Origin of the sequence: Serratia sp. HMSC15F11, from assembly GCF_001808215.1 — a bacterium.
GTDB classification, from domain to species: Bacteria; Pseudomonadota; Gammaproteobacteria; order Enterobacterales; family Enterobacteriaceae; genus Serratia; species Serratia nevei.
Map to the genome: position 1 here is coordinate 56,482 of NZ_KV792422.1, position 26,012 is coordinate 82,493.

28 protein-coding genes are annotated in these 26,012 nt (G+C 60.0%); 6 read left to right on the top strand and 22 right to left on the bottom strand.

Translation table 11 applies throughout. The features are described from left to right. Window positions 1–6: 6 nt before the first annotated feature. From HMPREF3138_RS07480 to yfbV, 4 genes are all read right to left on the bottom strand, one after another. Complete coding sequence (locus tag HMPREF3138_RS07480; protein WP_071605314.1) at window positions 7–1,857, bottom strand: SLC13 family permease; 1,851 nt, start codon at window positions 1,855–1,857, stop codon at window positions 7–9. Window positions 1,858–1,936: 79 nt separating this feature from the next. Continuing rightward, on the bottom strand, window positions 1,937–2,593 hold the full coding sequence (locus HMPREF3138_RS07485) for a sugar phosphatase (RefSeq protein ID WP_038876413.1): 657 nt from the start codon (window positions 2,591–2,593) through the stop codon (window positions 1,937–1,939). A 17-nt stretch (window positions 2,594–2,610) separates the two neighbouring features. Beyond that, window positions 2,611–3,105, bottom strand: coding sequence for a YfbU family protein (locus tag HMPREF3138_RS07490; protein ID WP_016926898.1), 495 nt, complete (start codon window positions 3,103–3,105; stop codon window positions 2,611–2,613). A 143-nt stretch (window positions 3,106–3,248) separates the two neighbouring features. Next, the gene (yfbV, locus tag HMPREF3138_RS07495) at window positions 3,249–3,704 is read right to left on the bottom strand and encodes a terminus macrodomain insulation protein YfbV (RefSeq protein ID WP_004936061.1); all 456 of its coding nucleotides are present in this window, start codon (window positions 3,702–3,704) and stop codon (window positions 3,249–3,251) included. A gap of 358 nt (window positions 3,705–4,062) precedes the next feature. Between yfbV and ackA the strand changes: the two genes are divergently transcribed. Beyond that, complete coding sequence (ackA, locus tag HMPREF3138_RS07500) at window positions 4,063–5,265, top strand: acetate kinase (protein ID WP_025303669.1); 1,203 nt, start codon at window positions 4,063–4,065, stop codon at window positions 5,263–5,265. A 74-nt stretch (window positions 5,266–5,339) separates the two neighbouring features. After that, on the top strand, window positions 5,340–7,496 hold the full coding sequence (gene pta / locus HMPREF3138_RS07505; protein ID WP_033648050.1) for a phosphate acetyltransferase: 2,157 nt from the start codon (window positions 5,340–5,342) through the stop codon (window positions 7,494–7,496). 71 nt (window positions 7,497–7,567) lie between these two features. On the opposite strand, the gene HMPREF3138_RS07510 is transcribed toward pta, so the two are convergent. The 7 genes from HMPREF3138_RS07510 to HMPREF3138_RS07540 form a co-directional block, all read right to left on the bottom strand. Next, window positions 7,568–7,927: a putative T6SS immunity periplasmic lipoprotein gene (locus HMPREF3138_RS07510; protein ID WP_223294913.1), complete on the bottom strand. Its 360-nt coding sequence runs from the start codon at window positions 7,925–7,927 to the stop codon at window positions 7,568–7,570. Window positions 7,928–8,139: 212 nt separating this feature from the next. After that, entirely contained in the window at window positions 8,140–8,514 is a 375-nt protein-coding gene (locus tag HMPREF3138_RS07515) for a hypothetical protein (RefSeq protein WP_223294912.1), read from the bottom strand. A 208-nt stretch (window positions 8,515–8,722) separates the two neighbouring features. After that, the gene (locus HMPREF3138_RS07520) at window positions 8,723–9,697 is read right to left on the bottom strand and encodes a transketolase family protein (RefSeq protein ID WP_038876416.1); all 975 of its coding nucleotides are present in this window, start codon (window positions 9,695–9,697) and stop codon (window positions 8,723–8,725) included. Continuing rightward, the gene (locus HMPREF3138_RS07525; RefSeq protein WP_038876418.1) at window positions 9,690–10,541 is read right to left on the bottom strand and encodes a transketolase; all 852 of its coding nucleotides are present in this window, start codon (window positions 10,539–10,541) and stop codon (window positions 9,690–9,692) included. Before HMPREF3138_RS07525 ends, HMPREF3138_RS07520 begins: the two co-directional genes overlap by 8 nt. Before the next feature lie 13 nt (window positions 10,542–10,554). Then, complete coding sequence (locus HMPREF3138_RS07530; RefSeq protein WP_004936074.1) at window positions 10,555–11,934, bottom strand: PTS ascorbate transporter subunit IIC; 1,380 nt, start codon at window positions 11,932–11,934, stop codon at window positions 10,555–10,557. A 23-nt stretch (window positions 11,935–11,957) separates the two neighbouring features. After that, a complete protein-coding gene (locus HMPREF3138_RS07535; RefSeq protein ID WP_038876420.1) occupies window positions 11,958–12,239 on the bottom strand; it encodes a PTS sugar transporter subunit IIB in 282 nt (93 codons plus the stop codon). Between the two features lie 92 nt (window positions 12,240–12,331). Further along, a complete protein-coding gene (locus HMPREF3138_RS07540; protein WP_038876423.1) occupies window positions 12,332–12,775 on the bottom strand; it encodes a PTS sugar transporter subunit IIA in 444 nt (147 codons plus the stop codon). 310 nt (window positions 12,776–13,085) lie between these two features. On the opposite strand from HMPREF3138_RS07540, the gene HMPREF3138_RS07545 reads away from it, so the two are divergent. Next, window positions 13,086–14,105, top strand: a complete 1,020-nt coding sequence (locus tag HMPREF3138_RS07545) for a LacI family DNA-binding transcriptional regulator (protein ID WP_038876425.1) — start codon at window positions 13,086–13,088, stop codon at window positions 14,103–14,105. Window positions 14,106–14,159: 54 nt separating this feature from the next. Here the strand turns inward: HMPREF3138_RS07545 and yfcD are convergent, their stop codons facing one another. Both yfcD and yfcE read right to left on the bottom strand, forming a co-directional pair. Then, window positions 14,160–14,705, bottom strand: coding sequence for an NUDIX hydrolase YfcD (yfcD, locus tag HMPREF3138_RS07550; RefSeq protein WP_038876427.1), 546 nt, complete (start codon window positions 14,703–14,705; stop codon window positions 14,160–14,162). A 99-nt stretch (window positions 14,706–14,804) separates the two neighbouring features. Continuing rightward, window positions 14,805–15,356, bottom strand: coding sequence for a phosphodiesterase (gene yfcE, locus HMPREF3138_RS07555; RefSeq protein ID WP_038876428.1), 552 nt, complete (start codon window positions 15,354–15,356; stop codon window positions 14,805–14,807). 233 nt (window positions 15,357–15,589) lie between these two features. Between yfcE and yfcG the strand changes: the two genes are divergently transcribed. From yfcG to HMPREF3138_RS07570, 3 genes are all read left to right on the top strand, one after another. Then, a complete protein-coding gene (gene yfcG, locus HMPREF3138_RS07560) occupies window positions 15,590–16,219 on the top strand; it encodes a GSH-dependent disulfide bond oxidoreductase (RefSeq protein ID WP_038876430.1) in 630 nt (209 codons plus the stop codon). 116 nt (window positions 16,220–16,335) lie between these two features. Continuing rightward, window positions 16,336–16,707 (top strand): dihydroneopterin triphosphate 2'-epimerase, encoded by a 372-nt coding sequence (gene folX / locus HMPREF3138_RS07565; protein WP_025303682.1) that lies wholly within the window; start codon window positions 16,336–16,338, stop codon window positions 16,705–16,707. Between the two features lie 16 nt (window positions 16,708–16,723). Then, window positions 16,724–17,638: a TIGR01777 family oxidoreductase gene (locus HMPREF3138_RS07570; protein WP_038876431.1), complete on the top strand. Its 915-nt coding sequence runs from the start codon at window positions 16,724–16,726 to the stop codon at window positions 17,636–17,638. A gap of 7 nt (window positions 17,639–17,645) precedes the next feature. Here HMPREF3138_RS07570 and hisP read toward each other — a convergent pair whose 3' ends face one another. From hisP to folC, 9 genes are all read right to left on the bottom strand, one after another. Then, a complete protein-coding gene (hisP, locus tag HMPREF3138_RS07575; RefSeq protein ID WP_038876434.1) occupies window positions 17,646–18,419 on the bottom strand; it encodes a histidine ABC transporter ATP-binding protein HisP in 774 nt (257 codons plus the stop codon). 21 nt (window positions 18,420–18,440) lie between these two features. Then, complete coding sequence (locus tag HMPREF3138_RS07580) at window positions 18,441–19,145, bottom strand: ABC transporter permease (protein WP_038876436.1); 705 nt, start codon at window positions 19,143–19,145, stop codon at window positions 18,441–18,443. Beyond that, the gene (locus tag HMPREF3138_RS07585; protein ID WP_038876438.1) at window positions 19,142–19,828 is read right to left on the bottom strand and encodes a histidine ABC transporter permease HisQ; all 687 of its coding nucleotides are present in this window, start codon (window positions 19,826–19,828) and stop codon (window positions 19,142–19,144) included. Before HMPREF3138_RS07585 ends, HMPREF3138_RS07580 begins: the two co-directional genes overlap by 4 nt. A gap of 82 nt (window positions 19,829–19,910) precedes the next feature. Continuing rightward, on the bottom strand, window positions 19,911–20,693 hold the full coding sequence (gene hisJ / locus HMPREF3138_RS07590) for a histidine ABC transporter substrate-binding protein HisJ (protein WP_019453740.1): 783 nt from the start codon (window positions 20,691–20,693) through the stop codon (window positions 19,911–19,913). 303 nt (window positions 20,694–20,996) lie between these two features. Next, on the bottom strand, window positions 20,997–21,569 hold the full coding sequence (locus HMPREF3138_RS07595) for a UbiX family flavin prenyltransferase (protein ID WP_038876440.1): 573 nt from the start codon (window positions 21,567–21,569) through the stop codon (window positions 20,997–20,999). Between the two features lie 131 nt (window positions 21,570–21,700). Continuing rightward, on the bottom strand, window positions 21,701–23,218 hold the full coding sequence (gene purF / locus HMPREF3138_RS07600) for an amidophosphoribosyltransferase (RefSeq protein ID WP_070558903.1): 1,518 nt from the start codon (window positions 23,216–23,218) through the stop codon (window positions 21,701–21,703). 21 nt (window positions 23,219–23,239) lie between these two features. Beyond that, window positions 23,240–23,740: a colicin V production protein gene (gene cvpA / locus HMPREF3138_RS07605; protein ID WP_004936119.1), complete on the bottom strand. Its 501-nt coding sequence runs from the start codon at window positions 23,738–23,740 to the stop codon at window positions 23,240–23,242. 234 nt (window positions 23,741–23,974) lie between these two features. Then, window positions 23,975–24,724 carry a cell division protein DedD gene (gene dedD / locus HMPREF3138_RS07610; RefSeq protein ID WP_038876445.1) on the bottom strand — a complete coding sequence of 250 codons (750 nt, stop codon included), beginning with the start codon at window positions 24,722–24,724 and terminating at the stop codon, window positions 23,975–23,977. Then, complete coding sequence (gene folC, locus HMPREF3138_RS07615; RefSeq protein WP_070558905.1) at window positions 24,725–25,990, bottom strand: bifunctional tetrahydrofolate synthase/dihydrofolate synthase; 1,266 nt, start codon at window positions 25,988–25,990, stop codon at window positions 24,725–24,727. It lies immediately after the preceding gene. Between the last annotated feature and the right edge of the window lie 22 nt (window positions 25,991–26,012).

Genomic DNA, 26,012 nt, shown 5'->3' on the forward strand with positions numbered 1-26,012 from the left:
GCGCCGTTAAAAGCCGTAGAGCCACGGCACCACAATCACGCTGACCGCCATCACCAGCAGAGTGAACGGCACGCCGAGACGCACGAAATCGCCGAACTTGTAATTGCCCGGCCCCAGCACCAGCGTGTTGACCGGTGAAGAGACCGGCGTCATAAAGGCGGCGGACGCGGCGATGGCGATAATCATCGCGAACGGGTATGGCGAGACGCCCATTTCGCGCGCGGCGGCGATGGCGATCGGCGCCATCAGCACCGCCGTCGCGGTGTTGGAAATAAACAGGCCGATGGTGGCGCACAAGACGAACAGGCACAGTAGCATCACGCGCGGCCCCGCACCGCCGGCGACGTCCATCAGCCCGCTGACGATCAGATCCACCCCGCCGGTCTTTTGCAGCGCCTGCGCAAACGGCATCATCCCGACGATCAAAATGATGCTCGGCCAATGAATCGATTTATAGGCGCTCTCCATATCGATACAGCGGAACTTGCCCATCAGCAGACAAGCGATCAGCGCCGCGATGGGGTTGGGGATTTCGTCAGTCAACATCATTGCCACCATCAGCGCCAGGCAAAACAGCGCGTGCGGCGCCTGCGTGATGGCCGGTGCCACTTCGTCCACCTCGGCCGGCAGGTTGAGCACGATAAAGTCGTGGGTTTTGGCCTGCAGCTGACGGATCGCCTTCCAGTCGCCGATCACCAGCAAAATGTCGCCCAGCTCCAGCGGCTCGTCCACCAGCTTGCCGCCCAGCGTCTCGCCGTGGCGACGGATGCCCACCACGTTGAGATCGTAGCGGCTGCGGAACGCCGCTTCGCGCAAGCTTTTGCCCAGCAGCGCCGAGTCCGGGATCAGCGACACTTCCGCCATGCCGACGTTGCGCGACTGTTCAGAGAAGTAATCGCCACGCAGCACCATCGGCTCCAGCCGCTGCTCGCCGCAGAATTCGCGCAGATCGACCTGGCTGTCCGACATGTCGATCAAAAGAACGTCGCCCTCGCGCAGCTCGGTGCTGCCGGAAGCGCTGACCATCACCCGCCGGAAGCGTTTCCAGCGCTCGATGCCCACCACGTTGGCGCCATAGCGCGCACGCAGGTGCAATTCATCCAGCGAACGCCCGATCAGCGGCGAATCGCTGCGGACAGCCAGCCGCCGCGCGCGGCCGGTCAGCTTGTAGTCGCGGATCAAATCGCGGAAGGTGCGGCGCTGCCAGTCATCGCCGGCTTTGCCCGTTTCACCGCTGCCCAGCCAACGCCGGGCGATCAGCATGTAGCCGACGCCCAGCGCCAGCACCACCAGGCCAATGGGCGTCACGCTGAAGAAACCGAAACCATGGATGCCTTCACGCACCAGTTCGCTGTTGACCACCATGTTGGGCGGCGTGGCCACCAGCGTCATCATGCCGCTGATCAGCCCGGCGAAGCTGAGCGGCATCATCAGCCGCCCCGGTGCGATCTTCATTCTGGCCGTCACGCTGAGCACCACCGGGATAAAGATCGCCACCACGCCGGTCGAGCTCATGAACGCCCCCAGCCCGGCGACCGTGACCATCAGCAGCATCAACATTTTGGTTTCGCTGCTGCCGGCCACTTTCACCAGCCAGTCCCCCACCTGATAGGCCACGCCGGTGCGCACCAGCCCTTCACCGATCACGAACAGCGCCGCGATCAAAATCACGTTGGGATCGCTGAAACCGACCGTCGCCTCCTGCAGGCTGAGCGTGCCGCTCAGTACGAAGGCGATAATCACCAACAGCGCCACCACGTCCATGCGCAGCTTGTTGGTGGTAAACAGCACGATGGCAATCAGCAGTAAACTCAGCACCCACAGTAATTCGCTGTTCAAAACGGCCTCATCCGGCAAATGTCCAAGGGTCTAAAAAATAGCATAAAAAAAACCCGCCGAAGCGGGGTCTAATCAATTAGGGTGAAGATAATGCCGCTCAGGCCAGCCGGCGAACGATTGCGCCCTGCGCCGTTTTATCGACGGCGATCTGCGCCAGCGAATCCAGCCGCAGGTCGACCTGATCCAGCTTCGGCGCATCCGCCGGCGCGTTGACCGCAATCACCTGGCAGCCCGCCGCCAGGCCGGAGAGAATGCCGGCCGGCGCGTCTTCAACCACCACGCACTCGTGCGGCGCAAGCCCCAGGCGCTCGGCGCCCAGCAGATAGGCGTCGGGCTGTGGCTTACCGTGTTTAACCTGCTCGGCGGTGATGAACACCTCCGGCTGCGGCAAACCGCCGGCCTGGCGGCGAGCGCCGGCCACCGGCACCGAACCTGAGGTGACGATCGCCCAAGGGATACCGAGCGCGTTCAGGCGCTCCAGCAGCACAATCGCGCCCGGCAGCGCGCGAACGCCGTCGGTATCCTGCGCTTCGGCCTGCTCCAGCAACTCGAACTCGCGCTGAATTTCCGCCTCGCTTTCGCCCGGCATAAAGTGGCGCAGAGAAGTAATGGCCTGTTTACCGTGAATGAAGTCCAGCACCGCTTGCGGGTTGACGCCGCGGCGCTCGGCCCAGTGCGTCCAGGCGCGCTCTACCGCCGGCAATGAATCCACCAGGGTGCCATCAAGATCGAACAGAAAACCCTTACACTCCACAGAAAACCTCTTCTTAATCAAGCATTGATGATTTGCGCTATCTCAACGGCGCTCAGGTGATACTGGCGCGGACAAGCCAGCCAGATCGCCAGCATACGCTGGTATTTTTCCCACATTTTGGTCTGGGCGTTGAAACCGTGGCTGCCGGAATCGAAGTGAGTATAACGCCCCTCGGTGCTGACCAGGAAACGCACGTAGCTCAGGTAGCGCGCTTCGGTGGCGGCGTCGAAACCGAGAAACGCCAGGCGGCGCTCGTCCAGATCCTGCTTCTCTTTCAGGTTGCCCCAGGAAACCTGCAGCGCATGGTGCATCTCCATCACGTTGATGATGGTGCGGCACACCTCTTCGCTCAGTTCGCCGAAGTCGCGATCCAGTTCGCGCATTTGCAACCCGAAGCCGCGTTCGACGATGGTTTGCAACCGGCGATAACGGTCGCCGTTGTCCGGATCGAGCAGGGTCATCATCTTGTACTGGTTCGACAGGATCAGCCGCTGGGCGTTGGTCATTTCCATCAGGATTTCCTCATTTCTGTGTGATGGCGGGAGCATCGCACAGCGCAAGAACGCAGGAAATCACAACTCGACCGTTCTTTGATTTAAACCGGGGTTATTGACGCTTAGACGAAAAAGGCCGCATCAACGCGGCCTTTTCTCAGTTACAAATCGTCGAGGAAGGTTTTGTCCAGCTGCTTGAAAGCACGCTTGAGCAGATCGGCCAACGTCTGATAGGTCGGCGTGCCTTCGAGCGGCGCTACCGCCTGCCCGGCTTCCGTCAGCTTGTTGCGCACCTCATGGAACCATTGCAGCAGCGTCGGCGGCAGCGGCGTAACAGAACGGCGCCCCAGCCACCACAAGCCCTGCATCGGCAGGCTGCAGGCGAACAGCGCGGTGGCGATCGCCGGGCCGAGCTGGCCGCCCAGCGCGATCTGCCAGGTCAGCGTGAAAATCGCCAACGGCGGCATGAAACGGATAGCGAAACGGGTGGCACGCGCAACGCGGTTCTCCGGAAAGACCGGTGCCAGACGTTTGTCTGACGGCCAGGTTTTCATATAATGCTGCCCGCGCTGGAAGACCTGAAACCAGCTTACGGAACCGGACGGTTTGCTCGTCATTGCGTACCTCAACGTCACGTAAAGAAACTAAAAGCGTGCTGCCAGAGCCCATACTAAAAAATTTGAAGCTTTAAATTTATTTTGTGTTTGCACCGGGCTATCGGTATCCTAAGCCGGCCTTGTGGCCGGTAGAAGATGACGTAAATTTTGTCAACTTTTAGCCCTATAAAAATCAAGATTATTTAAACCGCAGAGAAATCATCGGTTTTTCCATCATCCTGTGATTTGTGCACTTCACATGATGTTAATCATAAATGTCATCGGCACTATGCGCTACGCTTGTTGTCTGATTGACGATTAATTCACCACGTGTTTTCGATTTTCTTTTAACAACACGACTATTTAAGTAGGTACTTCCATGTCGAGTAAGCTAGTACTGGTTCTTAACTGCGGCAGTTCTTCTCTGAAATTCGCCATCATCGATGCCGTTAACGGCGACGAATTCCTCTCCGGTTTGGCCGAGTGTTTCCACCTGCCTGAAGCGCGCATCAAGTGGAAAATGGACGGCGCCAAACACGAAGCTGCCCTGGGGGCCGGCGCTGCACACAGCGAAGCGCTGAACTTCATTGTTAATACTATTCTGGCACAAAAACCAGAGCTTTCTGCGCAGCTGACCGCTATCGGCCACCGCATCGTGCACGGCGGCGAGAAGTTTACCGCTTCCGCTGTGATCAACGACGAAGTTCTGCAGGGTATCAAAGATTCCGTGCCGTTTGCACCACTGCACAACCCAGCTCACCTGATCGGCATCGCGGAAGCGCTGAAATCCTTCCCTAACCTGGCCGACAAGAACGTTGCCGTGTTCGACACCGCGTTCCACCAGACCATGCCGGAAGAATCTTACCTGTACGCCCTGCCGTACAGCCTGTACCGCGACCACGGCGTTCGCCGCTACGGCGCACACGGCACCAGCCACTTCTACGTGACTCAGGAAGCCGCGAAGATGCTGAACAAGCCGGTAGAAGAAGTGAACGTGATCACTTGCCACCTGGGCAACGGCGGTTCCGTTACCGCAGTGCGCAACGGCCAGTGCGTTGACACCTCCATGGGCCTGACCCCGCTGGAAGGCCTGGTGATGGGCACCCGCAGCGGTGACATCGATCCGGCTATCATCTTCCACCTGCACGATTCTCTGGGCATGAGCGTTGACCAGATCAACAAGATGCTGACCAAAGAATCCGGCCTGCTGGGCCTGACCGAAGTCACCAGCGACTGCCGTTACGTTGAAGACAACTACGACAGCAAAGCCGACGCCAAACGCGCCATGGACGTGTTCTGCCACCGCCTGGCCAAATACGTCGGCGCCTACAGCGCGCTGATGGAAGGCCGTCTGGACGCGGTGATCTTCACCGGCGGCATCGGCGAGAACGCCGGCATGGTGCGTGAGCTGACCCTGAACAAACTGGGCCTGCTGGGCTTCGAAATCGACCACGACCGCAACATGGCCGCTCGCTTCGGCAAATCCGGCGCCATCACCAAAGACGGCAGCCGCCTGGCGCTGGTGATCCCGACCAACGAAGAGTTGGTCATCGCGCAGGACGCATCCCGCCTGACCGCGTAATGCTCTCAAAACACCGTCAGCCCAGGCTGACGGTGTTGTTTTAGCCTCATGTTAATCGTGAAGAGGACTATTCTGTGTCACGTACTATTATGTTGATCCCCACCGGCACCAGCGTCGGCCTGACCAGCGTCAGCCTGGGTGTCATCCGCTCCATGGAGCAAAAAGGCGTTCGTCTGAGCGTGTTCAAGCCTATCGCTCAACCGCGCACCGGCGACAACGCGCTCGACCAGACCACCACCATCATCCGCAGCAACTCCACCATCCCGGCGGCCGAACCGCTGCGCATGGACTACGTTGAGGGCCTGCTGAGCTCCAACCAGCAAGACGTGCTGATGGAAGAGATCGTGGCGCGTTACCACGAGAACACCAAAGACGCGGAAGTGGTGCTGATCGAAGGCCTGGTGCCGACCCGCAAGCATCAGTTCGCCAACGCGCTGAACTACGAGATCGCCAAAACCCTGAACGCCGAGATCGTCTTCGTGCTGGCGCTGGGCAACGACTCCCCGGCGCAGCTGAAAGAGCGCATCGAACTGGCGCGCACCAGCTTCGGCGGCAGCAAGAACAAAAACATCACCGGCGTGATCATCAACAAGCTGAACGCACCGGTCGACGATCAGGGCCGCACCCGTCCTGACCTGTCCGAAATCTTCGACGACTCCACCAAAGCCAGCATCGCCCACGTCGATCCTGCGCAGCTGTTCGCCAACAGCCCGCTGCCGGTTCTGGGCTGCGTGCCGTGGAGCTTCGATCTGATCGCCACCCGCGCCATCGACATGGCTCGCCACCTGAAGGCCCGCGTGGTCAATGAAGGCGACATCATGACTCGCCGCGTGAAGTCCGTGACCTTCTGTGCGCGCAGCATCCCGCACATGCTGGAACATTTCCGCCCGGGCTCTCTGCTGGTAACCTCCGCAGACCGTCCTGACGTGCTGGTCTCCGCCTGCCTGGCGGCGATGAACGGCGTGGAAATCGGCGCCATCCTGCTGACCGGCGGCTACGCCATCGACGAGCCGATCAAGAAGCTGTGCGAACGCGCCTTCCAGACCGGCCTGCCGGTGTTCATGGTTGACACCAACACCTGGCAGACCTCGCTGAGCCTGCAGAGCTTCAACCTCGAAGTGCCGGCGGACGACCACCAGCGCATCGAGAAAGTGCAGAACTACGTGGCCAGCCACATCAACACCGAGTGGATCGACTCGCTGACCGCCACCTCCGAGCGCTCACGCCGTCTGTCTCCACCGGCGTTCCGTTACGAGCTGACCGAGCTGGCGCGTAAAGCCGGCAAACGCATCGTGCTGCCGGAAGGCGACGAGCCGCGCACCGTGAAAGCGGCGGCCATCTGCGCCGAACGCGGCATCGCGGAATGCGTGCTGCTCGGCAACCCGGACGAGATCCAGCGCGTCGCGGCAGCGCAAGGCGTTGAGCTGGGCAAAGGCATCGAAATCGTCGATCCGGTCGCCGTGCGTGAAAACTACGTGCCGCGTCTGGTTGAGCTGCGCAAGAGCAAAGGCATGACCGAAGTGGTCGCGCGCGAGCAGCTGGAAGACAACGTGGTGCTCGGCACCCTGATGCTGGAACAAGGCGAAGTCGACGGTCTGGTCTCCGGCGCGGTTCACACCACCGCCAACACCATCCGTCCGCCGTTGCAGCTGATCAAAACCGCGCCGGGCAGCTCGCTGGTGTCCTCCGTGTTCTTCATGCTGCTGCCTGACCAGGTACTGGTCTACGGCGACTGCGCGATCAACCCGGATCCGACCGCCGAGCAGCTGTCTGAAATCGCCATCCAGTCTGCGGATTCCGCCGCGGCCTTCGGCATCGAGCCGCGCGTAGCGATGATCTCCTACTCCACCGGCAACTCCGGTGCGGGCAGCGACGTCGAGAAAGTGCGCGAAGCGACCCGTCTGGCGCAGGAAAAACGCCCGGACCTGATCATCGACGGCCCGCTGCAGTACGACGCCGCCATCATGGCCGACGTTGCCAAGTCCAAGGCGCCGAACTCACCGGTAGCCGGCCAGGCGACCGTGTTCATCTTCCCGGATCTGAACACCGGCAACACCACCTACAAAGCGGTACAGCGTTCCGCTGACCTGGTCTCCATCGGGCCGATGCTGCAAGGCATGCGCAAGCCGGTGAACGACCTGTCGCGCGGCGCACTGGTTGACGATATCGTCTACACCGTTGCGCTGACGGCGATCCAGTCTTCCCAGGCTGACGCTGCCGCCAAGGCGTAATTCATCGCCAAACGAAACAAGGGCCGGCATTGCCGGCCCTTGCTATTTCATTCATCCCTTCTCTCGCTTTATTACTCCGCGCTGGCAATAACCTGCAAAATCTGGCCGTCGCTGATTTTCAGCGAGAAACTGCGCTGCCAGAAACGTTTGGAATCTGCATCCTGAGGATCCACGGTACTGATTGCCACGGTGTATAGCGCATTGCTCTCAAATGCCTTGAACGAGTATGGGATACATTGGCCGGGCGTAATCGTCTCAACGGGCTTCGGTGGTAGAGTGGTCCTGCGCCAGAGCTCATGCGTTTGACTATCCAACCGTTGTTCAATAGCGATGCTGACCAGACTGAACCTGCCACTCTGTGTTGAGTAGGTTTGCGGTAAGATCATTTCCCCGCAGCGTAATGTCCGCAGCGTAAAAACGTTGCTTTTCAAGGATACAGCCACTGAGCAACATCATCATGATGAGGGTATAGATTCTTCTCATTTCAGGTTTCCCTGTCGGCAGGAGTATTAAGAAATCCTTTCAAAACATGCTCATAACGGCTTTTCAAATCAGGACCTATAATACCTTGCATCAGTTTCACCTCAAACCACCGTTCTTTGCCATAACGAGAAAGGATGAAGTAATCTGCAAGAAGGCTGGCTTATGCCTCCATACCATAATCAGCTAAGGAGTAGTAATCAGGCAGCGAGTATTTATAAGTTACCGCCCAGCTCATTATTCCCCGCAGCCGGACGTTCATCCCCATCTGATACTGCCATACGTGGGCCATTTCATGCATGAACCACCATAGGTAGCGCGTTGTTTCTGTGGAAAAATCTTCCCTGAAGTGTTTTTTAGGCCAATAAAGTTCACCATTAGGCGTAACGGCCGTTTCCTCATTCTGCAAACCAAACGGGAAATAGCTCGCGTTATGCACTTTAACAAGACTGTAGTCGATGGCATTTTTATAGAGAAAACGGGATAGCGTGATCTCGCCTGGCGTCAGCCTTCTGAACGAGCCTCTTGCTGTTATCATTATTCACACCATGAATATAACTTATTGTATTTATTAGACTGTTTTTATTATCTCTTTTTACCCAAGCATTGACTATCTATTATCCATTAAAAACAAAAAGCCCCCTAAGGGGCTTCTCAGTTGATAACGTATGAGTCATAACTCAGATACTGGGCAGGAAGGTATGTGCTTTATACATAGCACCAGACCTCATTCGTTACAGCAGTTGTTATTGACTCGAGAACTGCTTTTGCAGCAACTGCCCGGCGGCCTCCAGGATATGCTCGGCGGTCAGGCCGTACTCCTGCTGTAGAAATGCCTGGGTGCCCACCTGGCCGTAACGCTCCTTCACCCCCACGCGCCGCATCGGTGCCGGGCACTCTTCCGCCAGCACCTCCGCCACCGCCGATCCCAGCCCGTTATGAATGCTGTGGTTTTCACAGGTGACGATGCGCCCGGTCTTGGCCGCATAGGTTTTGATCAGTTCACGGTCGATAGGCTTGAGGGTGAACATATCGATCACCGCCGCGCTGACGCCCTGCTGCGCCAGCATCTGCGCCGCCTTCAGCGCCTCCGCCACCATGATGCCATTGGCAATCAGCGTAATGTCGTCGCCGTCGCGCAGCAGGTTGCCCTTGCCGATGGTAAAGCGCGAGCCCTCCTGGTAGATGCGCGTCGCCTGCTTGCGAATGGTGCGCACCCAGTAGAAGCCGCGCAGATCCATCAGCTGACGCAGAATATCGGCGAACATGGTGGCGTCGGTCACCTCCAGCACCACCGAATGCGCCAGCCCGCGCACAATGCCCATATCCTCGAACGACATGTGGGTGCCGCCGTTGTGGCAGGCGCTCACCCCGGCGTCGGAGGCGATCACCTTGACGTTGTTGCGCTGATAATCCAGCGACATGAACAGCTGATCGAAACAGCGGCGGCTGGCGAAGGCGGTAAAGGTATGCACAAACGGCACCCTGCCGGTGAGCGACAGCCCGGCGGCGACGCCGATCACGTTGGCCTCCATGATGCCGCAGTTGATCACGTGCTGCGGGTGATCCTTGTGCACGCCGTCCATCGCCATCGAGCTCATCAGATCCGCCTCCAGCGCGATGATCGGCGCGCCCGCCTCAATCTGCCGACGCACCGCGCCGGCGTAGACTTTGCGCATTTCGACGGCGTCGTTTTCCAACTGCGTCACTACGTTAAACATGGGCGGCCTCCAGTTCGGCGATGGCTTTTTCGATTTCCTGCTGCACGTCCGGCGTCAGGCGCAGGTGGTGAGAGTTCGACAGGTTTTCCAGATAGGCCACGCCCTGCCCTTTGATGCTGTCGAGCACGATCGCCAGCGGCCGCTGTTCGCCGCCGCGCGCCGGCGCCACCGCCGCCAGCAGCGCCGCGATGTCGTCGCCCTTGATGGTCTGCACCTCAAAGCCGAAGGCGCGGAACTTGGCGGCCAGATCGAACGGTTGGATCACCTCGTCCAGCGCGCCGTCCAGCTGTTGCTTGTTGTAATCGATGAACAGCGTCAGGTTGTTCAGATTGTGGTGGGCGATAAACTGGAACGCCTCCCAGCACTGCCCTTCGTTCAGTTCCCCGTCACCGAGGAGGCTGAACACCCGATTGCGGCGCCCCGCCAGCCGATGGGACAACGCCATGCCGGCGGCGATCGACACGCCCTGCCCCAGCGAGCCGGTGGTGGCGTCCACGCCACGCGTGCGCAGCCGGTCCGGGTGGCTCGGCAGACGCGTGCCGTTCTGGTTAAGGGTCTTCAGCTCCGCCAGCGGGAAGTAGCCCTTGATCGCCAGCGTGCTGTACAGCGCCGGGCCGGCGTGCCCTTTCGACAGCACGAAGTCATCGCGCTCCGGCCAGTCCGGATCCGCCGGATCGATACGCATCACGCTGCCGTACAGCACCGCCAGCGTCTCCACCACCGACATGCAGCCGCCGTAGTGGCCGAAGCCCAGCCCGGTCAGCGCTTTCAGCGTTTCCAGGCGGATCGCCCGCGCCAGGGTATGCAGCTCTTCAATTTCCGTTTCGCTCGTTGTGTCGTTCATCAGTCTGCCCTCGTTATTTCTCGACGCGGTCAGCGGCCGGCGCGCCTTTGCGTTTTCCCAGGAAGTTATGCGCCACCAGCAGCGCGAACACGGCGACGATCGCCAGCATGATCATCTCCTTCGACATAAAGCGCGCCATATTGCCCAGCAGGATGCCGATCGCGCCGAAGTCGGCGTCGGAGAAGGTGGTGTTGGCAAAGCCCAGCGCCCCCAGCACCGGCAGCAGCAATACCGGCAGGAAGGTGATCAGCAGCCCGTTGGCAAAGGCGCCCAGCATCGCGCCGCGCCGCCCGCCGGTGGCGTTGCCGAACACCCCGGCGGTAGCGCCGGTGAAGAAGTGCGGCACCACGCCGGGCAGGATCAACACCATCTTCAGCTGCCCCAGCAGGAACAGCCCGGCCAATCCGCCAAGGAAGCTGAACAGGAAGCCGATCAGCACCGCATTGGGGGCATAGGGATAGACCACCGGGCAATCCAGCGCCGGCCGCGCATTCGGCACCAGCTTTTCCGAGAAGCCGGTGAACGCCGGCACAATTTCCGCCAGAATCAAACGCACGCCCTGCAGGATGATGAACACCCCGGCGGCGAAGGTGATGGCCTGAATGATCGAATACACCAGGTAGTTCTGGCCGCCGCTGAGCTCGCTTTCCACATAGGCCCGCCCGGCGCAGATCGCCAGGATCAGGTAGATGACGATCATGGTCATCGAGATCGAAATGGAGCTGTCGCGCAGGAAGCTGAGGTTTTTCGGCAGGTTCATCTCCTCGGTCGAGCGCGAGTTTTTGCCCACCTTCGAGCCGATCCAGCCGGACAGCACGTAGCCCAGGGTGCCGAAGTGACCGAAAGCGATATCGTCATTGCCGGTGATGCGGCGCATATAGCGCTGGGCGATCGCCGGGAAGAACGCCATCACCAGCCCCAGGGTCAGCGCGCCGGTAAACACCAGCTGCACGCCCTCGAAGCCCGCCACCGTTAGGATGATGCCGATCATGCAGGCCATGTAGAAGGTGTGGTGGCCGGTCAGGAAGATGTATTTCAGCCGGGTGAAGCGTGCCACTACGATATTCGCCACCATGCCGAACGCCATGATTAGCGCGGTGGAGGCGCCGTATTTCTCCAGCGCGATGGAGACAATGGCTTCGTTATTCGGAATGATGCCCTGAATATTGAACGCGTGTTCGAACATGCCGCCCAGCGGATTGAGCGACCCGACCAATACCGTGGCGCCGCCGCCCAAAACGATAAAGCCGAGAATGGTTTTTACCGTGCCTTTCACCACGTCGGAAAACGATTTTTTTTGCGCCAGCAAACCGATCAGCGCAATAAGCCCGACCAGTACCGAAGGCACCTTTAATATATCCACCACAAACTTAAGCGTTTCCTGGATAAACATATCCACCTCGCCAATCGTTTTATTCAGATGATTGAGTGGGCTTCGAAGTAAGCGCGCAGCTTGGCTTCCAGCTCATTAATGTCGATGATGTTGCTGATCACCACCAGCTGCTCGGCCGGTACGCTGGCGCTGTCGGCGATGTCTTTCGCCATCACGAACACGTCGGCGGCGCCGGGGGTGGCGGACGACAGATCGGAGTGTTCGACCTCGGCCGCCACGCCCATCTTTTTCAGCACCTTTTTAATGTTCATTTCCACCATAAAACTGCTGCCGAGACCGGAACCGCAAATCGCCATGATTTTCATAATATCCACCTGTTGAATTTAGCGTGTAGGGTAGCGCCGCCGGTCATATTCCCGGCGTTGTTAGCATTAATAGTGTTCCTGGTGATTAAGCGTTAATAGCGGGCGATAATATCCTCGATTTGCCGTTTATCTTTGGCGTGAAATAACGCCTCCATGGCCTGATTGTCTGAAAATAATTCCGCCAGTTGCGAAATCAATTCGATGTGGCTGTCGCCGTCGGGCGCCGAAAGCATCACCACCACCTGAACCGGATCGTTATCCGCGGAATGAAAGTTCACCCCCTGATGGATCTTCAGCAGCGATAATCCCAACGCGTTGGCGCCCTCCTCCGGCCGGGCGTGCGGCATGGCGATGCCCGGTGCCAGGACAAAGTAAGGCCCGAGCTTCTCCTGCTGATGAAAGATGGCCGTCAGGTAATTCGGCGTGATCACGCCGTCTTGCAGCAGCGGCTGCGCACTCAGCGTTACCGCCTGGCGCCAGTCCTCCACCCGTTCGCACAGCTGTATATGATCGGCGGTCAGCCACTCTTTCAGCACGTTACCCTCCTAAAGGTTGATGGTTTCGGCCGGTGATTAATTCACCGACGACGGTAAAACTTTAATCAACCCCTCCCGGCCACACAGTGATGGATATCACAAAGATAGCGCTACCAAAGCGCTATCATGCAGATCTGTGATAGCGCTATCAAAACACCGCGCCGCGGCATGGCGTTAACCACAATTTTTTCTCGCTCTTTCGGGTAACGGGGTAGAATGTGCCGCATACGGGGATCGTCGAAGCCGCGCCGTCGGCTTCCCGCCCTCACCATTTTTATGCGCCGCGCGCGCATTTCAGTCGGGATTAGGCATGTCGATCGGTAAAAAACGACGCAGCACGGGCAGGGTGACGTTGGCTGACGTAGCGCAGCTGGCAGGCGTCGGCACCATGACGGTGTCGCGCGCGCTGCGCACGCCGGAGCAGGTTTCAGACAAACTGCGCGAGAAGATTGAAGCCGCGGTGAGCGAACTGGGGTATCTGCCCAACCTGGCCGCCAGTTCGCTGGCGTCGGCCTCGTCCTACACCATCGCCATGGTGGTGCCCAGCCTGTCCGAATCCGGCTGCGCCGAGATGTTCGCCGGCCTGCAGAAAGTGCTGCAGCCGGCCGGTTATCACATCATGCTGGCGGAATCGCAGCATCACCTCGAACGCGAAGAGAAGCTGCTGGAGACCCTGCTCTCTTACAACCTGGCGGCGGCGGTGCTGCTCAGCGTCGAGCATTCGCAAAACGCCCGCAACGCGCTCATCGCCGCCAACATTCCGGTGGTGGAGATCGGCGCCGTGCGCGCCGATCCGATCGACATGAGCATCGGCATCGACTACGTGGCGGCCATGTATCAGCTGACGCAAACGGTGATCGCCAGCGGCTACCAGAACATCGGGCTGCTGTGCGCCAATCAGGAACAGTGGATCTTCCAGCAGCACCTGCAGGGCTGGCACAAGGCGCTGCTGCGCAACCATATGTCGCCGCATCGGGTGATCAACGCCGCGCAGCCCGCCAGCTTCAGCACCGGCGCGCAGCAGCTGCCGGAATTCCTGCTGGCCTGGCCGGAGCTGGACGCGCTGGTGTGCGCCTCGGACGAACTGGCCGGCGGCGCGCTGTATGAATGCCAGCGGCGGCGCATCAAGGTGCCGGACAATCTGGCGGTGGTGGGGTTCGGCAACAGCGAGTTCAGCCGAGTCTGCCAGCCGCCGCTGACCACCATGACCATTCCGCATCGTGACATCGGCATTCAGGCCGGCCAGGCGCTGCTGGCGCGCCTGAACGAGCAGCCCTGGCTGCCGGCAGGCTCCCTGCCCGCCACGCTGTGCCGCCGCGACAGCTGCTGAACCCGCGCCATAAAAAAAGCCGGTCGATGACCGGCTTTCTCACGCGTTGGCGTCTCAGTGGTTGTCGAGCGGCTTACCGTAATCCTGTTCGTTGTTGCGCGTCAGCCACAGCGACAGCGCCTTCAGCGAATCCGGGGTAAACTCGTCGCAGCGCGCGGTGATCTCTTCCGGCGTCAGCCAGCACACCTCGGCCACTTCTTCTTCCTGCAGCGCGAACGGGCCGTGCGATACGCAGCTGAACAGCGCGCCCCACACCCGGCACTGCTCTTCTTCGAAGTAGAACAGACCGTGTTCGGCGAAAGGCACACCGGCGATGCCCAGCTCTTCTTCCGCCTCGCGGCGCGCCGAATCCAGCACGTTTTCACCGCTTTGCACTACGCCACCCGCCGTTGCGTCCAACCAGCCCGGGTAGAGGTCCTTGATCTCGGTGCGACGCTGCACCAGAATTTTTCCCATCCCATCATGCACCACAATATAGGTAGCACGATGACGCAGCCGCTCCGCCCGCATCTGTTGACGACTGGATTGCGCGATCACCTCGTTTTGCTCGTCGACGATATCAACCCATTCGGTATCTGCAGCCTGACCCTGTTCCGCCATCCTCTAAAACCTTCTATTTTGGCGCGATGCATCCCGCGCGCTGGTTAATCAATGAGTGTTTTTCAAAGATTTTTATTGTGTGTGTATAAATTAGTGCGTTTAGCGTGTTAACGCCACTTCCGCGACGACCTTGCCGTCGTCGAGCGTCAGCACGCGCAAAGTGCCCCGATCCAACATGCCGTAGCTGGCCGGAAAGCCCCCTTTGGGAATGCTGACCGAGCCCGGATTGAAGCAATAGATCTCACCCTGCCGCTCCGCCTGCGGCAGATGCGTATGGCCGTAGGCCAGGACGTCACCGCGGGATAACGGCGGCAGTGCCGAGGGATGATAAAGGTGACCGTGGGTCAAAAACAATCGTCTTTTTTGCAGTAAAACCTGTTGCCAGGGTGCCTCGATGGGAAACGTCAGCAGCATCTGATCGACCTCGCTGTCGCAATTGCCGCGAACGGCGATGATCTTGTCGCTATAGCGATTCAATCGTTCGGCAACCTGAGCGGGCTGATACCCGGCCGGCAGCGCGTTGCGCGGGCCGTGATTCAGCAAATCACCCAGAAGAATCAACCAGTCGGCGCCGTTTTGTTCGAACAATTCCAGCACGCGTTCGGTAGCAGGCAGCGATCCGTGAATATCCGAGGCGAACATCAGCTTCATAACCTTGTCCTATAGAGGGAAATAAGCGCCATTTTACCGCGCCGGCGCCGTGCGGCAAACCGCCGCCCGCCCCGGTGGAGAATTGTGATCCAACCGCGCAGATAGCATCGGACGAATCCCACATAGCCTGCTATCCTTAGCTGCTATTGTTGGATCTCTGATATACCTTTGTGCGCGGCGAAGACCGCAGCAACGTGTAATGAATTACAGATCACCTTACCGCAGGAGGCAACATGATTGACCTGTATTACGCGCCTACTCCCAATGGTCACAAGATCACCTTGTTTTTGGAAGAGGTCGGCTTACCCTACCGTATCCATCGCGTAAACATCAGCGCCGGCGAGCAGTTCAAACCGGACTTTCTGAGCATTTCTCCCAACAACAAAATCCCGGCGATCGTCGATCAGCAACCGGTGGACGGCGGCGCGCCAATCAGCCTGTTCGAGTCCGGGGAAATCCTGCTGTATCTGGCGGAGAAAACCGGCAAGCTGCTGAGCAAAGGCCTGCGCGAACGCGCCGCCACCCTGCAGTGGCTGTTCTGGCAGGTGGCCGGTTTCGGGCCGATGCTCGGGCAGAATCACCACTTCAACCACTACGCGCCGCAGCCGGTGCCTTACGCCATCGAGCGCTACCAGCTGGAGACCAAGCGGCTGTACGGCGTGCTGGAAGCCGAACTGCAAAAACACCCGTACCTGGGCGGCGACAACTACAGCATCGCCGATATCGCCACCTACCCGTGGGTGGTGTCGCATCCGCGCCAGCGCATCGATCTGGCGGATTACCCGGCGGTGCGCAACTGGTTCGAGCGCATCAGCAACCGCCCGGCGACCGAGCGCGCCTATAAGCTGGCTGAACAGGGCTAACCCCCGCTCCCCGACTCGACTCCCCGCCGCCGGGGAGTCACATCGCCCCTGCGTTATCATTTCTCTACTTTCCGTGTATTCTGAACGCCAATAATCAGACCTATGGAGAATCTCTGATGTCTTTCAGTCAACCCGACGCCGTTATTCGCATTAAAAATCTGCGGTTGCGCACGTTCATCGGTATCAAGGAAGAAGAAATCAACAACCGACAGGACGTCCTGATTAACGTGGTGATCCACTACCCGGCGGACAAGGCACGCAACAGCGAAGACATCGCCGACGCGCTCAACTACCGCACCATCACCAAAGCGATCATCCGCCATGTGGAAGATAACCGTTTCGCGCTGCTGGAAAAATTAACGCAGGATGTGCTCGATATCGTAAAAGAACACGCCTGGGTGACCTATGCTGAAGTGGAGATAGATAAACTTCTGGCCCTGCGCTACGCCGATTCGGTCTCCATGACCATGAGCTACCGCCGGGACTAACTCAGGGAGGTCGACCATGCGGATCCTGATCACCGGCGCTACGGGATTGATAGGCAGCAGCCTGACGGCCAGGCTGCTGGCGCTTTCTCACCACATTACGGTGCTGACGCGAGACGAACGGCGAGCCCGGGCCAGGCTGGGCGACCAGCCGAGCTATTGGCAAACGCTGGACGACCGGCAGTCGCTGGATGACTTCGATGCGGTGATCAATTTGGCCGGCGAACCTATCGCCGACAAGCGCTGGAGCGCACAGCAGAAAGAGCGGCTGTGCCATAGCCGCTGGGATCTGACCGAGCGGTTGGCGCAGCTTATCAAGGCCGGCAGCACGCCGCCCGGCGTGCTGATTTCCGGCTCCGCCGTCGGCTACTACGGCGACCAGGGACAGGCGGTGGTCACCGAAGAGGAGCCGCCGCACGACGAATTCACCCACCAGCTGTGCCAACGCTGGGAAGCGCTGGCGCTGCAGGCGCAGAGCGGCGCAACCCGCGTCTGCCTGCTGCGCACCGGCGTGGTGCTGGCGCCACAGGGTGGCGCGCTGGCTAAAATGCTGCCGCCGTTCCGCTTCGGGCTGGGCGGCCCGATCGGCGACGGCCGCCAATACCTGCCGTGGATCCATCTCGAAGACATGGTCAACGGCATTATTTATTTGCTGGATCACGCCACTCTGACCGGCCCGTTCAACATGGTCGCTCCCTACCCGGTGCATAACGAGCAGTTCGCCGCCCAATTGGCCAACGTGCTCGATCGCCCGGCGTTTCTGCGGGTGCCGGCGTTCGTCATGCGTTTGTTGATGGGGGAAGCGGCGGTGCTGGTGCTCGGCGGCCAGCGGGCGGTGCCGAAGCGGCTGGAGGAGGCCGGCTTCCACTTCCGCTATCTGGAGCTGGAACAGGCGCTGGATGACGTGATTAATCAGCGGGCCGAAGCCCGCTGATCTGAAGTTACTTCAACGCGCCGGACAGGAACTGCTGCAGGCGCGGGCTTTTGGGGTTGCCGAACAGCTCGGCCGGCGGCCCCTGCTCTTCAATCAACCCTTTGTGCAGGAAGATCACGTGGTTGGAAACGTGGCGCGCAAACTCCATTTCGTGCGTCACCACCACCATGGTTTTCCCCTCCTCCGCCAGCTTCTGCATGATACGCAGCACCTCACCCACCAGCTCGGGATCCAGCGCCGACGTCGGTTCGTCAAACAGCAGCACTTCCGGCTCCATCGCCAACGCGCGGGCGATAGAAACACGCTGCTGCTGGCCGCCCGACAGGTGCACCGGGTATTTGCCGCGCGCCCGCTCATCGATGCCCACCTTATCCAGATAGCGCACCGCGCGCTCGTGCGCTTCGGCCTTGCTCAGCCCCAGCACCTGCACCGGCGCCTCCATCACGTTCTCGAGCACCGTCATGTGGCTCCACAGATTGAAATGCTGGAACACCATGGTCAGGCGGGTGCGCAGCAGCTGCAGCTGCTTCTTGTCGAACACCTTCAGCTGGCCGTCTTTGTCGCGCACCATGCGAATGTCTTCGTTGTTCAGGCTGATCGAGCCTTCGCTCGGCTTCTCGAGGAAGTTGATGCAGCGCAGAAAGGTGCTTTTGCCGGAGCCGGAGGAGCCGATGATGCTGATCACATCCCCGGCGTTGGCCGCCAGCGAGACGCCCTTCAGCACTTCGTGGTCGCCATAGCGTTTATGCAGTTCCGTGACGGCTAATTTATTCTCAGACATGGTTTTTCTTCCCGTCATTTATCAGTGACTAACGTGTGCCATCCAGCGTCTTTCAGCCTTGCGGAACAGGCTGATTAACACGTAGGAGATGATCAGGTACAGCACCGCCGCAATGCCGAAAGCGTAAAACGGCTGATAGGTCGCGGCGTTGATGTCGCGCGCGATCTTCAGCAGATCCGGCACGGTGGCGGTAAACGCCAGCGCGGTGGAGTGCAGCATCAGGATCACTTCGTTGCTGTAAGCCGGCAGCGCGGTGCGCAGCGCCGAAGGCAAAATGATGCAGCGATACATCTTGAAGCGCGAGAAACCGTAGGCGTTGGCGGCCTCGATTTCACCGTGCGGCACCGAGCGGATGGCCCCGGCGAAGATCTCGGTGGTATAGGCGCAGGTGTTGAGCGTCAGCGCCAGGATGGTGCAGTTGAGCCCGCTGCGGAAAAACGCGTTGAGAAACTCGCTGCCGCGCACGATCTCAAGGCTGTACATGCCGGAGTAGAACACCAGCAGCTGCACGTACAGCGGCGTACCGCGAAACACATAGGTGTAGAGCCACACCGGGAAACGCACCCAGCGGATGGAAGAGACGCGCGCCACCGCCATCGGGATCGCCAGCAGCCCGCCCATCACCACCGAGGCGATCAGCAGCCACAGCGTTACCGCCACGCCGGTGAAGCGGTAGCCGTCGCTCCACAGCAGCGACTGCCAATACTGTTGCAGGATCTCAATCATAGCTCGGCCCTCTTGACGCCCAGTGAGTAACGCCGTTCAAGCCACAGCAGCACGCCGTTGGAAACGGTAGTGAAGATCAGGTAAACCACGCCGGCCACGATGGCGAAGAAGAACGGCTGATAGGTGCCTTTCCCCGCCAACTGCGTGGCTTTCACCACGTCGTTCAGGCCGAGGATCGACACCAGCGCCGTCGCCTTCAGGATCACCTGCCAGTTGTTGCCGATGCCCGGCAAGGCGAAACGCATCATCGCCGGGAACAGAATGCGCCGGAAGATCTGCGCGCCGCTGAAGCCGTAGGCCGTCGCCGCTTCGATCTGCCCTTTCGGCACCGCCAGATAGGCGCCGCGGAAGGTCTCGGTAAAATAAGCGCCGTAGATAAAGCCGAGGGTAATGATGCCGGCGCCGAGCGGATCGATATCGATCTGCGCGAAGCCCAGCAGCATGGTGATGTTGTTCAGCGCGATCTGCAAACCGTAAAAGATCAGCAGCATCAGCACCAGATCGGGCACGCCGCGGATCAGCGTGGTATAAGCGCCGAACAGGCCGGAGATAAAGGGGTTATGAGACAGTTTGCCACCGGCGCCGATCAGACCGATCACCACCGCCAGCACCACGGAACTGAGGGCCAGCTCCAACGTCACCAGAGCCCCCTCGAAAATCAGTTGGGAATAGCCTTGCAGCATCTACTTCACCCTGTGGTCTAGGATCCGAACCATCGGGGCCGGCGCACCGGCCCCGCAGTCACAGCATGGAACGGGAAGCGGATTACCCGCCGTAGACGTCAAAGTCGAAGTACTTTTTCGCGTATTTGTCGTAGGTGCCGTCTTTACGCATCTCGGCGAAGGCTTTGTCCAGCGCCGCTTTCAGCTCGGTATCGGTCTTGCGCAGCCCCATGCCGGTGCCGACGCCGAAGAACTTGTCATCCTTCACCGATTCGCCGGCGAACGCATAGTCTTTGCCCGGCGGCTGTTTCAGGAAGCCGTCGCTGCCCGCCACTTCATCCTGGAAAGCGGCATCGATACGGCCGGAGGCCAGGTCGGCATAAGCCAGATCCTGGTTCTGGTAAGGCACGACGGTCACCCCTTTCGGCTGCCACATGGCGTTGGCGTAGGCTTCCTGGGTGGTGCCCTGCAGCACGCCCACGCTCTTGCCTTTCAGCGCTTCGGCGGTCGGCAGCAGCTTGGAGCCCTTCGGCGCGATCAGACGCGCGTTGGCGGCATAAAGCTTGTCGGTAAAGGCGATTTCCTGCTGGCGTTTTTCAGTGATGGACAGCGAAGAGATAATGGCGTCAATCTTCTTCGCCTTGAGGGATGGGATCAGCGCGTCGAAGTCGCTCTCCACGAAGGTGCATTGGGTATTGATGCGTTTGCACAGCTCTTTGGCCAAATCGATGTCAAAGCCAACCAGCTCGCCTTTGGCGTTTTTGGATTCAAACGGCGCGTATGTCGGATCGGTGCCAATCTTCAGCGTGGAAGGAATGGCGGCAAAGGCGCTGCTGGCGGCGCTCAAAGCCAGAACTAACGGCAAAATCAAAACCCGCTTTTTCATAAATTACCCTCAAATTGATTTTTTTGATGCCACTACGGGCATTACTTTCCCCACCAAATCAATTTGCAGTAATCGTGCCACATTCGGTGCTACGGGCGGAGGGAACGGCTCCGGCCTTCACAATACTGTTTCCTGGGACGATAACCGCAAAATTAAATCGGCCGGTCGGGGCCGCGCCACTGGCAGCCGCGACAAGGCGGCGCCATGAAACAGTGAGCGTGATGAAGTGGGATCATTATGGTGCATACTCCGCCCTAATTCAGTGCGGTGTTGCACAAATGTACCAATTTAGGGATGAAACTGTTAATTAACACCCTGCCAGCGGGTGAACAGGTCGGTCGGCAGTTCGATATCAAACTGGTCGATCACCCGATTAACGGTCTGATCGATGATGTCTTCCACGCTTTTCGGCTGGTGGTAAAACGCCGGCACCGGCGGCATGATCACCGCCCCCATCTCCGCTGCCTGGGTCATCAACCGCAGGTGCCCCAAATGCAGCGGCGTTTCCCGCACGCACAGCACCAAACGGCGGCGCTCTTTGAGCACCACGTCGGCGGCCCGGGTCAGCAGCCCGTCGCTGTAGCTGTTGACGATGCCGGACAGGGTTTTGATCGAGCAGGGCAGGATCGCCATGCCCAGGGTCTTGAAGGAGCCGGAGGAGATGCCGGCGGCGATGTCGCGCGCATCGTGCACCACATCGGCCAGCGCCTGCACTTCACGCAGGCTGTACGGCGTTTCCAGCGCCAGCGTCTGTCTTGCCGCATTGCTCATCACCAAATGGGTTTCCACCTCTGCGACGTCGCGCAAAACCTGCAACAGGCGCACGCCGTAGATAGCGCCGCTGGCGCCGGAAATGCCGATGATGAGTCGTTTCATGGAAAATGGCCTCTGCCGTAAAAAGTAAGATCAGGCAGACTTTGCCGCAATGGCGAGGGATAAGCAAGTCAGAGGAGCAAGGTGCACCGCCGCAGACGCGGCGATGCACCCTGAGGGAGCAACGCAGGCGGTTAGCCTTCGTTATGCAGTTCCAGATTTTCCGCTTCGGTTTGCCCCCGCAGCGCCTTGGCGTCGTCGCTGCGCAGCGACTCCAGGTATTCCAGATAGCTTTGGTCGACGTCTTTGGTCACGTAGATGCCGTTGAACACCGAACATTCGAACTGGGTGATGTCCGGGTTCTCTTCGCGCACCGCTTCGATCAGATCGTCCAGGTCCTGGAAAATCAGCCCGTCGGCGCCGATGATCTGGCGGATTTCATCCACTTCACGCCCGTGGGCGATCAGTTCGTTGGCGCTCGGCATGTCGATGCCGTAGACGTTCGGGAAGCGCACTTCCGGCGCGGCGGAAGCCAGGTACACGCGCTTGGCGCCCGCTTCGCGCGCCATCTCGACGATCTGTTCCGACGTGGTGCCGCGCACGATGGAATCATCCACCAACAGCACGTTCTTGTCGCGGAACTCGGCGCGGTTGGCGTTCAGCTTGCGGCGCCCCGACTGGCGCCGCGCCTGCTGGCCCGGCATGATGAAGGTGCGGCCGACGTAGCGGTTCTTAACAAAGCCCTGGCGGTATGGCTTCTCGAGAATGCGCGCGATCTCCAGCGCGATGTCGCAGGAGGTTTCCGGAATCGGGATCACCACGTCGATGTCCAGATCTTCCCACTCGCGGGCGATCTTCTCACCCAGCTTCTGGCCCATGCGCACGCGGGCGCTGTAGACCGAGATCTTGTCCATAAAGGAGTCCGGGCGCGCGAAATAAACGTATTCGAACAGGCACGGGTTGGTTTTCGGGTTCTCCGCGCACTGGCGGGTGAACAGCTGGCCCTTGGTGGTGATGTACACCGCTTCGCCCGGCGCCACGTCGCGCAGGAACTCAAAGCCCAGGGTATCCAGCGCCACGCTCTCGGAGGCCACCATGTACTCGCTGCGGCCATCCTCCAGCGTGCGCTTGCCGATCACCAGCGGGCGAATGCCGTTCGGGTCGCGGAACGCCAGCAGGCCGTGGCCGATGATCATCGCCACGCAGGCATAAGCGCCGCGCAGTTGCTGATGCATGGCGGCGACCGCGGTAAAGATGTTGTCGGCCTCCAGCGGGTAGTGCGGGAAGCGGTCCAGCTCGCTGGCCAGCACGTTCAGCAGGATTTCCGAGTCGGAGGTGGTGTTGACATGGCGGCGGCCGCTTTCGAACAGATTTTGGCGCAGCTCATGGGCGTTGGTCAGGTTGCCGTTGTGGGCCAGCGTAATGCCGAACGGCGAGTTGACGTAGAAAGGCTGGGCCTCAGAGGCGCTCGAGCTGCCGGCCGTCGGGTAACGCACATGGCCAATGCCCATGTTGCCCTGCAAGCGTTGCATATGGCGCGCCTCAAACACATCCTTCACCAGGCCGTTGGCTTTACGCAAACGGAACCCGTTGTGGGCGTCAATGGTGACGATGCCTGCGGCATCCTGGCCACGGTGCTGAAGCACCGTCAGCGCATCATAAATCGACTGGTTTACCGGCATGAAACCGGCGATACCGACAATACCGCACATGTTGTCTTTTCCTCATCAGCGCTACCGCCCCGGCAATTGGGTCGGCAAGAAACTCGACGTGCTCTGCAGGTAGTCAAAGAACCACCTGATGACGTAACTGAACTGGGGAATGAGCTGCGACTGTTTCCAGTCGGCGCTTTGTGAGAAGCCGGTAAAGGTGTCCAGGAAGAACAGGATCGCCGCGACGATCAACACTCCGCGCAGCGCGCCGAAGCAGATGCCCAACACGCGGTCGGTGCCCGACAACCCGGTTTTCTCTACCAGTGAGCTAATCACATAGTTAACAATAGCCCCTACGATCAAGGTCGCGATGAACAAAATCGCGATCGCGATGCCGTTTCGCACCAGTTCATCTTCAAAACGAGTGAAATAGACCGCAAGGTAAGAGTAGAAATGGCTGGCAACAAAAAACGCACATCCCCATGTCACAAGTGACAATGCTTCGCGAACAAACCCTCGGATCAGGCTCACCAGAGCCGAAAATCCAATCACCGCTATAATGACGTAATCAATCCAGACCATGAACTATTCCAATGACGAATCGCCCCTGCATCCAATTCGCGGCGAATTCTAACAGAAAAAGAAAACGTTTGCGTAGGGGATTTCCTACCACGTTACAAATAAAAAGCGGCGCTCAAAAAATTCCCAATCGCCGCGCCTACATAGGTGATTTCGCCTGTAAAAGGCGCGGTTTTTCTCGCTTTCTCTCCACAACTCCTTAATTCAGGGGCGCATCGTGCTGCGCCCCTGCGGGGTTTAACGGCCGTACGGCTTCACCTGCCCGCTCAGCCCGCTGATCGAGTTCAGCGACGGCAGCGCCGCCTGCAGCTTCTGCTTGGAAGCGTCCGGGCCGACGTAGATGCGGGTGATCTGCCCCTGCACCGGCGTTGACGGCACGGTAAAGGCGCGATAGCCCGAGAGGCGCAGCGAGGCGACAATCTCGTTCGCCTTGGCGGCGTTTTTCAACGCCCCGAGCTGCACGACATAGGCTTGTCCAGCCGGCGCTTTTTCTTCCGCCGGTTTCGGCTGCGGTGCCGGTTCAGGCTTCGGCGTCGGTTCAGGTTTCGGCTCCGGCTTCGGCGCCGGCTTCACTTCCACCGGCTTCGGTTGCGGCGTCGGCTTCGGCTTCACTTCTACCGGTTTGGTTTCTACCGGTTTCGGCTTGGGCTGCGGCACCGGTTGAGGACGAGTTTCGACCGGCGGCGGTGCCACCTGCGTCGGCTGCTGAGCAGTCTGCCGCGCCGCCTGTTGCGCCGCCGCTTCGTTGGCCGCCTGCTGCTCGACCAGCGCGCCCGCCCCTTCCGGCGGCTGTGCCGGCAGTGGCTGCGTCACCGGCGGCAGCACGTCGTTCTCTTCGACATCGCCCGCCTTCGGCACCAACGGAATGGCCGCGAATTCATCCTCGTAATGCTTCTTTTTGCCGTCCAGCAGCCCTGGCAGGATGATTACCCCCAGCGCTACCAGAATCACGGTTCCAACCAGTCGGTTCTGAAATTTACTCGCCACTCACACTCCCCGCATCTCGTCTAACGCCGCCATCACCTGCGCCACGGTGTGGAACGATCCACAGACGATCACAATATCCTGTTTATCAGCATCCTGCATAGCCTGCCGCCAGGCAGTTTCGACATCATTAAAGCGGCGCGGTTCCGTCAGATGTTGCGCCAGCTGTTCGACGCTGGCGCCGCGCGGCCCGTCGAGCGGTGCGCAGTACCATTCATCCACCTGCTCGCTGAGGCAGGCCAGCGTGCCGGCGATGTCTTTGTCCGACAGCATGCCCACCACCGCGCGCACCTTGCCGCCGTCGCGCGGCAGTTTGGCCAGGCGCCCGGCCAGATAGCCGGCGGCGTGCGGGTTGTGCGCCACGTCGAGGATCAGCGTCGGCTCCCGCCGCACGATCTGGAAACGCCCCGGCAGTGTCGCCTGTTGCAGCCCGGTGAAGATCGCGCGTTCGTCGATTTCCAGTGGGGAGCAGTTCAGCGCCGCCAGCGCGGTAGCGGCATTGGCCAGCGGTACATTCGGCGTCGGCAGATCGGTCAGCAGCGTGTCGCCGCCCTGCCACTGCCAGCGATCTCCCTGCTCGCTGAAGCTCCAGGCTTCGCCGCGGCGATACAGCGGCGCGACCAGCGTTTCGGCAACCTGACGAATGCTGTTCGGCATGTCGGGTTCGCCCACCACCGCCGGCTTGCCGCTGCGGAAAATGCCGGCCTTCTCGCGGCCGATGCTTTCGCGATCGTTGCCCAGCCAGTCGGTGTGATCGAGCGCGATGCTGGTGATCACCGCCACGCTCGGATCGACGATGTTTGTGGCGTCGAGACGCCCGCCCAGCCCCACTTCCAGGATCACCACGTCGAGCCGCGCCTGTTTGAACAGCTGCAGCGCCGACAGGGTGCCGAATTCGAAATAGGTCAGCGACGTTTCGCCGCGGCCGGCTTCAATGGCGGCGAACGAGCGGCTGTGCTCCGCTTCGCTCAGCTCTTCCCCCTGAATGCGCACGCGTTCGGTATAGCGCACCAGATGCGGCGAACTGTAGACGCCGACGCGCAGGCCGGCGGCCAGCAGAATGGCTTCGAGGGTGCGACAGGGGGTGCCTTTGCCGTTGGTGCCGGCAACGGTGAACACCGTGGGAGCGGGGGTCAGTAAATCCAGATGTGCCGCGACGCGCTGTACGCGCTCAAGGCCGAGTTCGATCGCCTGGCTGTGCAGACGTTCCAGATAATAAAGCCACGAGCTCAATGGCGACGTGGCTTGGGGAATTTGGTGGTTTTGCATGAGTCCCATCACTGAACTTGGG

What these genes read in the sequence shown, in the direction of transcription:
- HMPREF3138_RS07490 (WP_016926898.1), bottom strand. Translation starts at nt 3,105, where the DNA reads ATGGAAATGACCAACGCCCAGCGGCTGATCCTGTCGAACCAGTACAAG.
- yfbV (WP_004936061.1), bottom strand. Translation starts at nt 3,704, where the DNA reads ATGACGAGCAAACCGTCCGGTTCCGTAAGCTGGTTTCAGGTCTTCCAG.
- ackA (WP_025303669.1), top strand. Translation starts at nt 4,063, where the DNA reads ATGTCGAGTAAGCTAGTACTGGTTCTTAACTGCGGCAGTTCTTCTCTG.
- HMPREF3138_RS07515 (WP_223294912.1), bottom strand. Translation starts at nt 8,514, where the DNA reads ATGATAACAGCAAGAGGCTCGTTCAGAAGGCTGACGCCAGGCGAGATC.
- HMPREF3138_RS07520 (WP_038876416.1), bottom strand. Translation starts at nt 9,697, where the DNA reads ATGTTTAACGTAGTGACGCAGTTGGAAAACGACGCCGTCGAAATGCGC.
- HMPREF3138_RS07525 (WP_038876418.1), bottom strand. Translation starts at nt 10,541, where the DNA reads ATGAACGACACAACGAGCGAAACGGAAATTGAAGAGCTGCATACCCTG.
- HMPREF3138_RS07530 (WP_004936074.1), bottom strand. Translation starts at nt 11,934, where the DNA reads ATGTTTATCCAGGAAACGCTTAAGTTTGTGGTGGATATATTAAAGGTG.
- HMPREF3138_RS07535 (WP_038876420.1), bottom strand. Translation starts at nt 12,239, where the DNA reads ATGAAAATCATGGCGATTTGCGGTTCCGGTCTCGGCAGCAGTTTTATG.
- HMPREF3138_RS07545 (WP_038876425.1), top strand. Translation starts at nt 13,086, where the DNA reads ATGTCGATCGGTAAAAAACGACGCAGCACGGGCAGGGTGACGTTGGCT.
- yfcD (WP_038876427.1), bottom strand. Translation starts at nt 14,705, where the DNA reads ATGGCGGAACAGGGTCAGGCTGCAGATACCGAATGGGTTGATATCGTC.
- yfcE (WP_038876428.1), bottom strand. Translation starts at nt 15,356, where the DNA reads ATGAAGCTGATGTTCGCCTCGGATATTCACGGATCGCTGCCTGCTACC.
- yfcG (WP_038876430.1), top strand. Translation starts at nt 15,590, where the DNA reads ATGATTGACCTGTATTACGCGCCTACTCCCAATGGTCACAAGATCACC.
- folX (WP_025303682.1), top strand. Translation starts at nt 16,336, where the DNA reads ATGTCTTTCAGTCAACCCGACGCCGTTATTCGCATTAAAAATCTGCGG.
- HMPREF3138_RS07570 (WP_038876431.1), top strand. Translation starts at nt 16,724, where the DNA reads ATGCGGATCCTGATCACCGGCGCTACGGGATTGATAGGCAGCAGCCTG.
- hisP (WP_038876434.1), bottom strand. Translation starts at nt 18,419, where the DNA reads ATGTCTGAGAATAAATTAGCCGTCACGGAACTGCATAAACGCTATGGC.
- HMPREF3138_RS07580 (WP_038876436.1), bottom strand. Translation starts at nt 19,145, where the DNA reads ATGATTGAGATCCTGCAACAGTATTGGCAGTCGCTGCTGTGGAGCGAC.
- HMPREF3138_RS07585 (WP_038876438.1), bottom strand. Translation starts at nt 19,828, where the DNA reads ATGCTGCAAGGCTATTCCCAACTGATTTTCGAGGGGGCTCTGGTGACG.
- hisJ (WP_019453740.1), bottom strand. Translation starts at nt 20,693, where the DNA reads ATGAAAAAGCGGGTTTTGATTTTGCCGTTAGTTCTGGCTTTGAGCGCC.
- HMPREF3138_RS07595 (WP_038876440.1), bottom strand. Translation starts at nt 21,569, where the DNA reads ATGAAACGACTCATCATCGGCATTTCCGGCGCCAGCGGCGCTATCTAC.
- purF (WP_070558903.1), bottom strand. Translation starts at nt 23,218, where the DNA reads ATGTGCGGTATTGTCGGTATCGCCGGTTTCATGCCGGTAAACCAGTCG.
- cvpA (WP_004936119.1), bottom strand. Translation starts at nt 23,740, where the DNA reads ATGGTCTGGATTGATTACGTCATTATAGCGGTGATTGGATTTTCGGCT.
- folC (WP_070558905.1), bottom strand. Translation starts at nt 25,990, where the DNA reads ATGCAAAACCACCAAATTCCCCAAGCCACGTCGCCATTGAGCTCGTGG.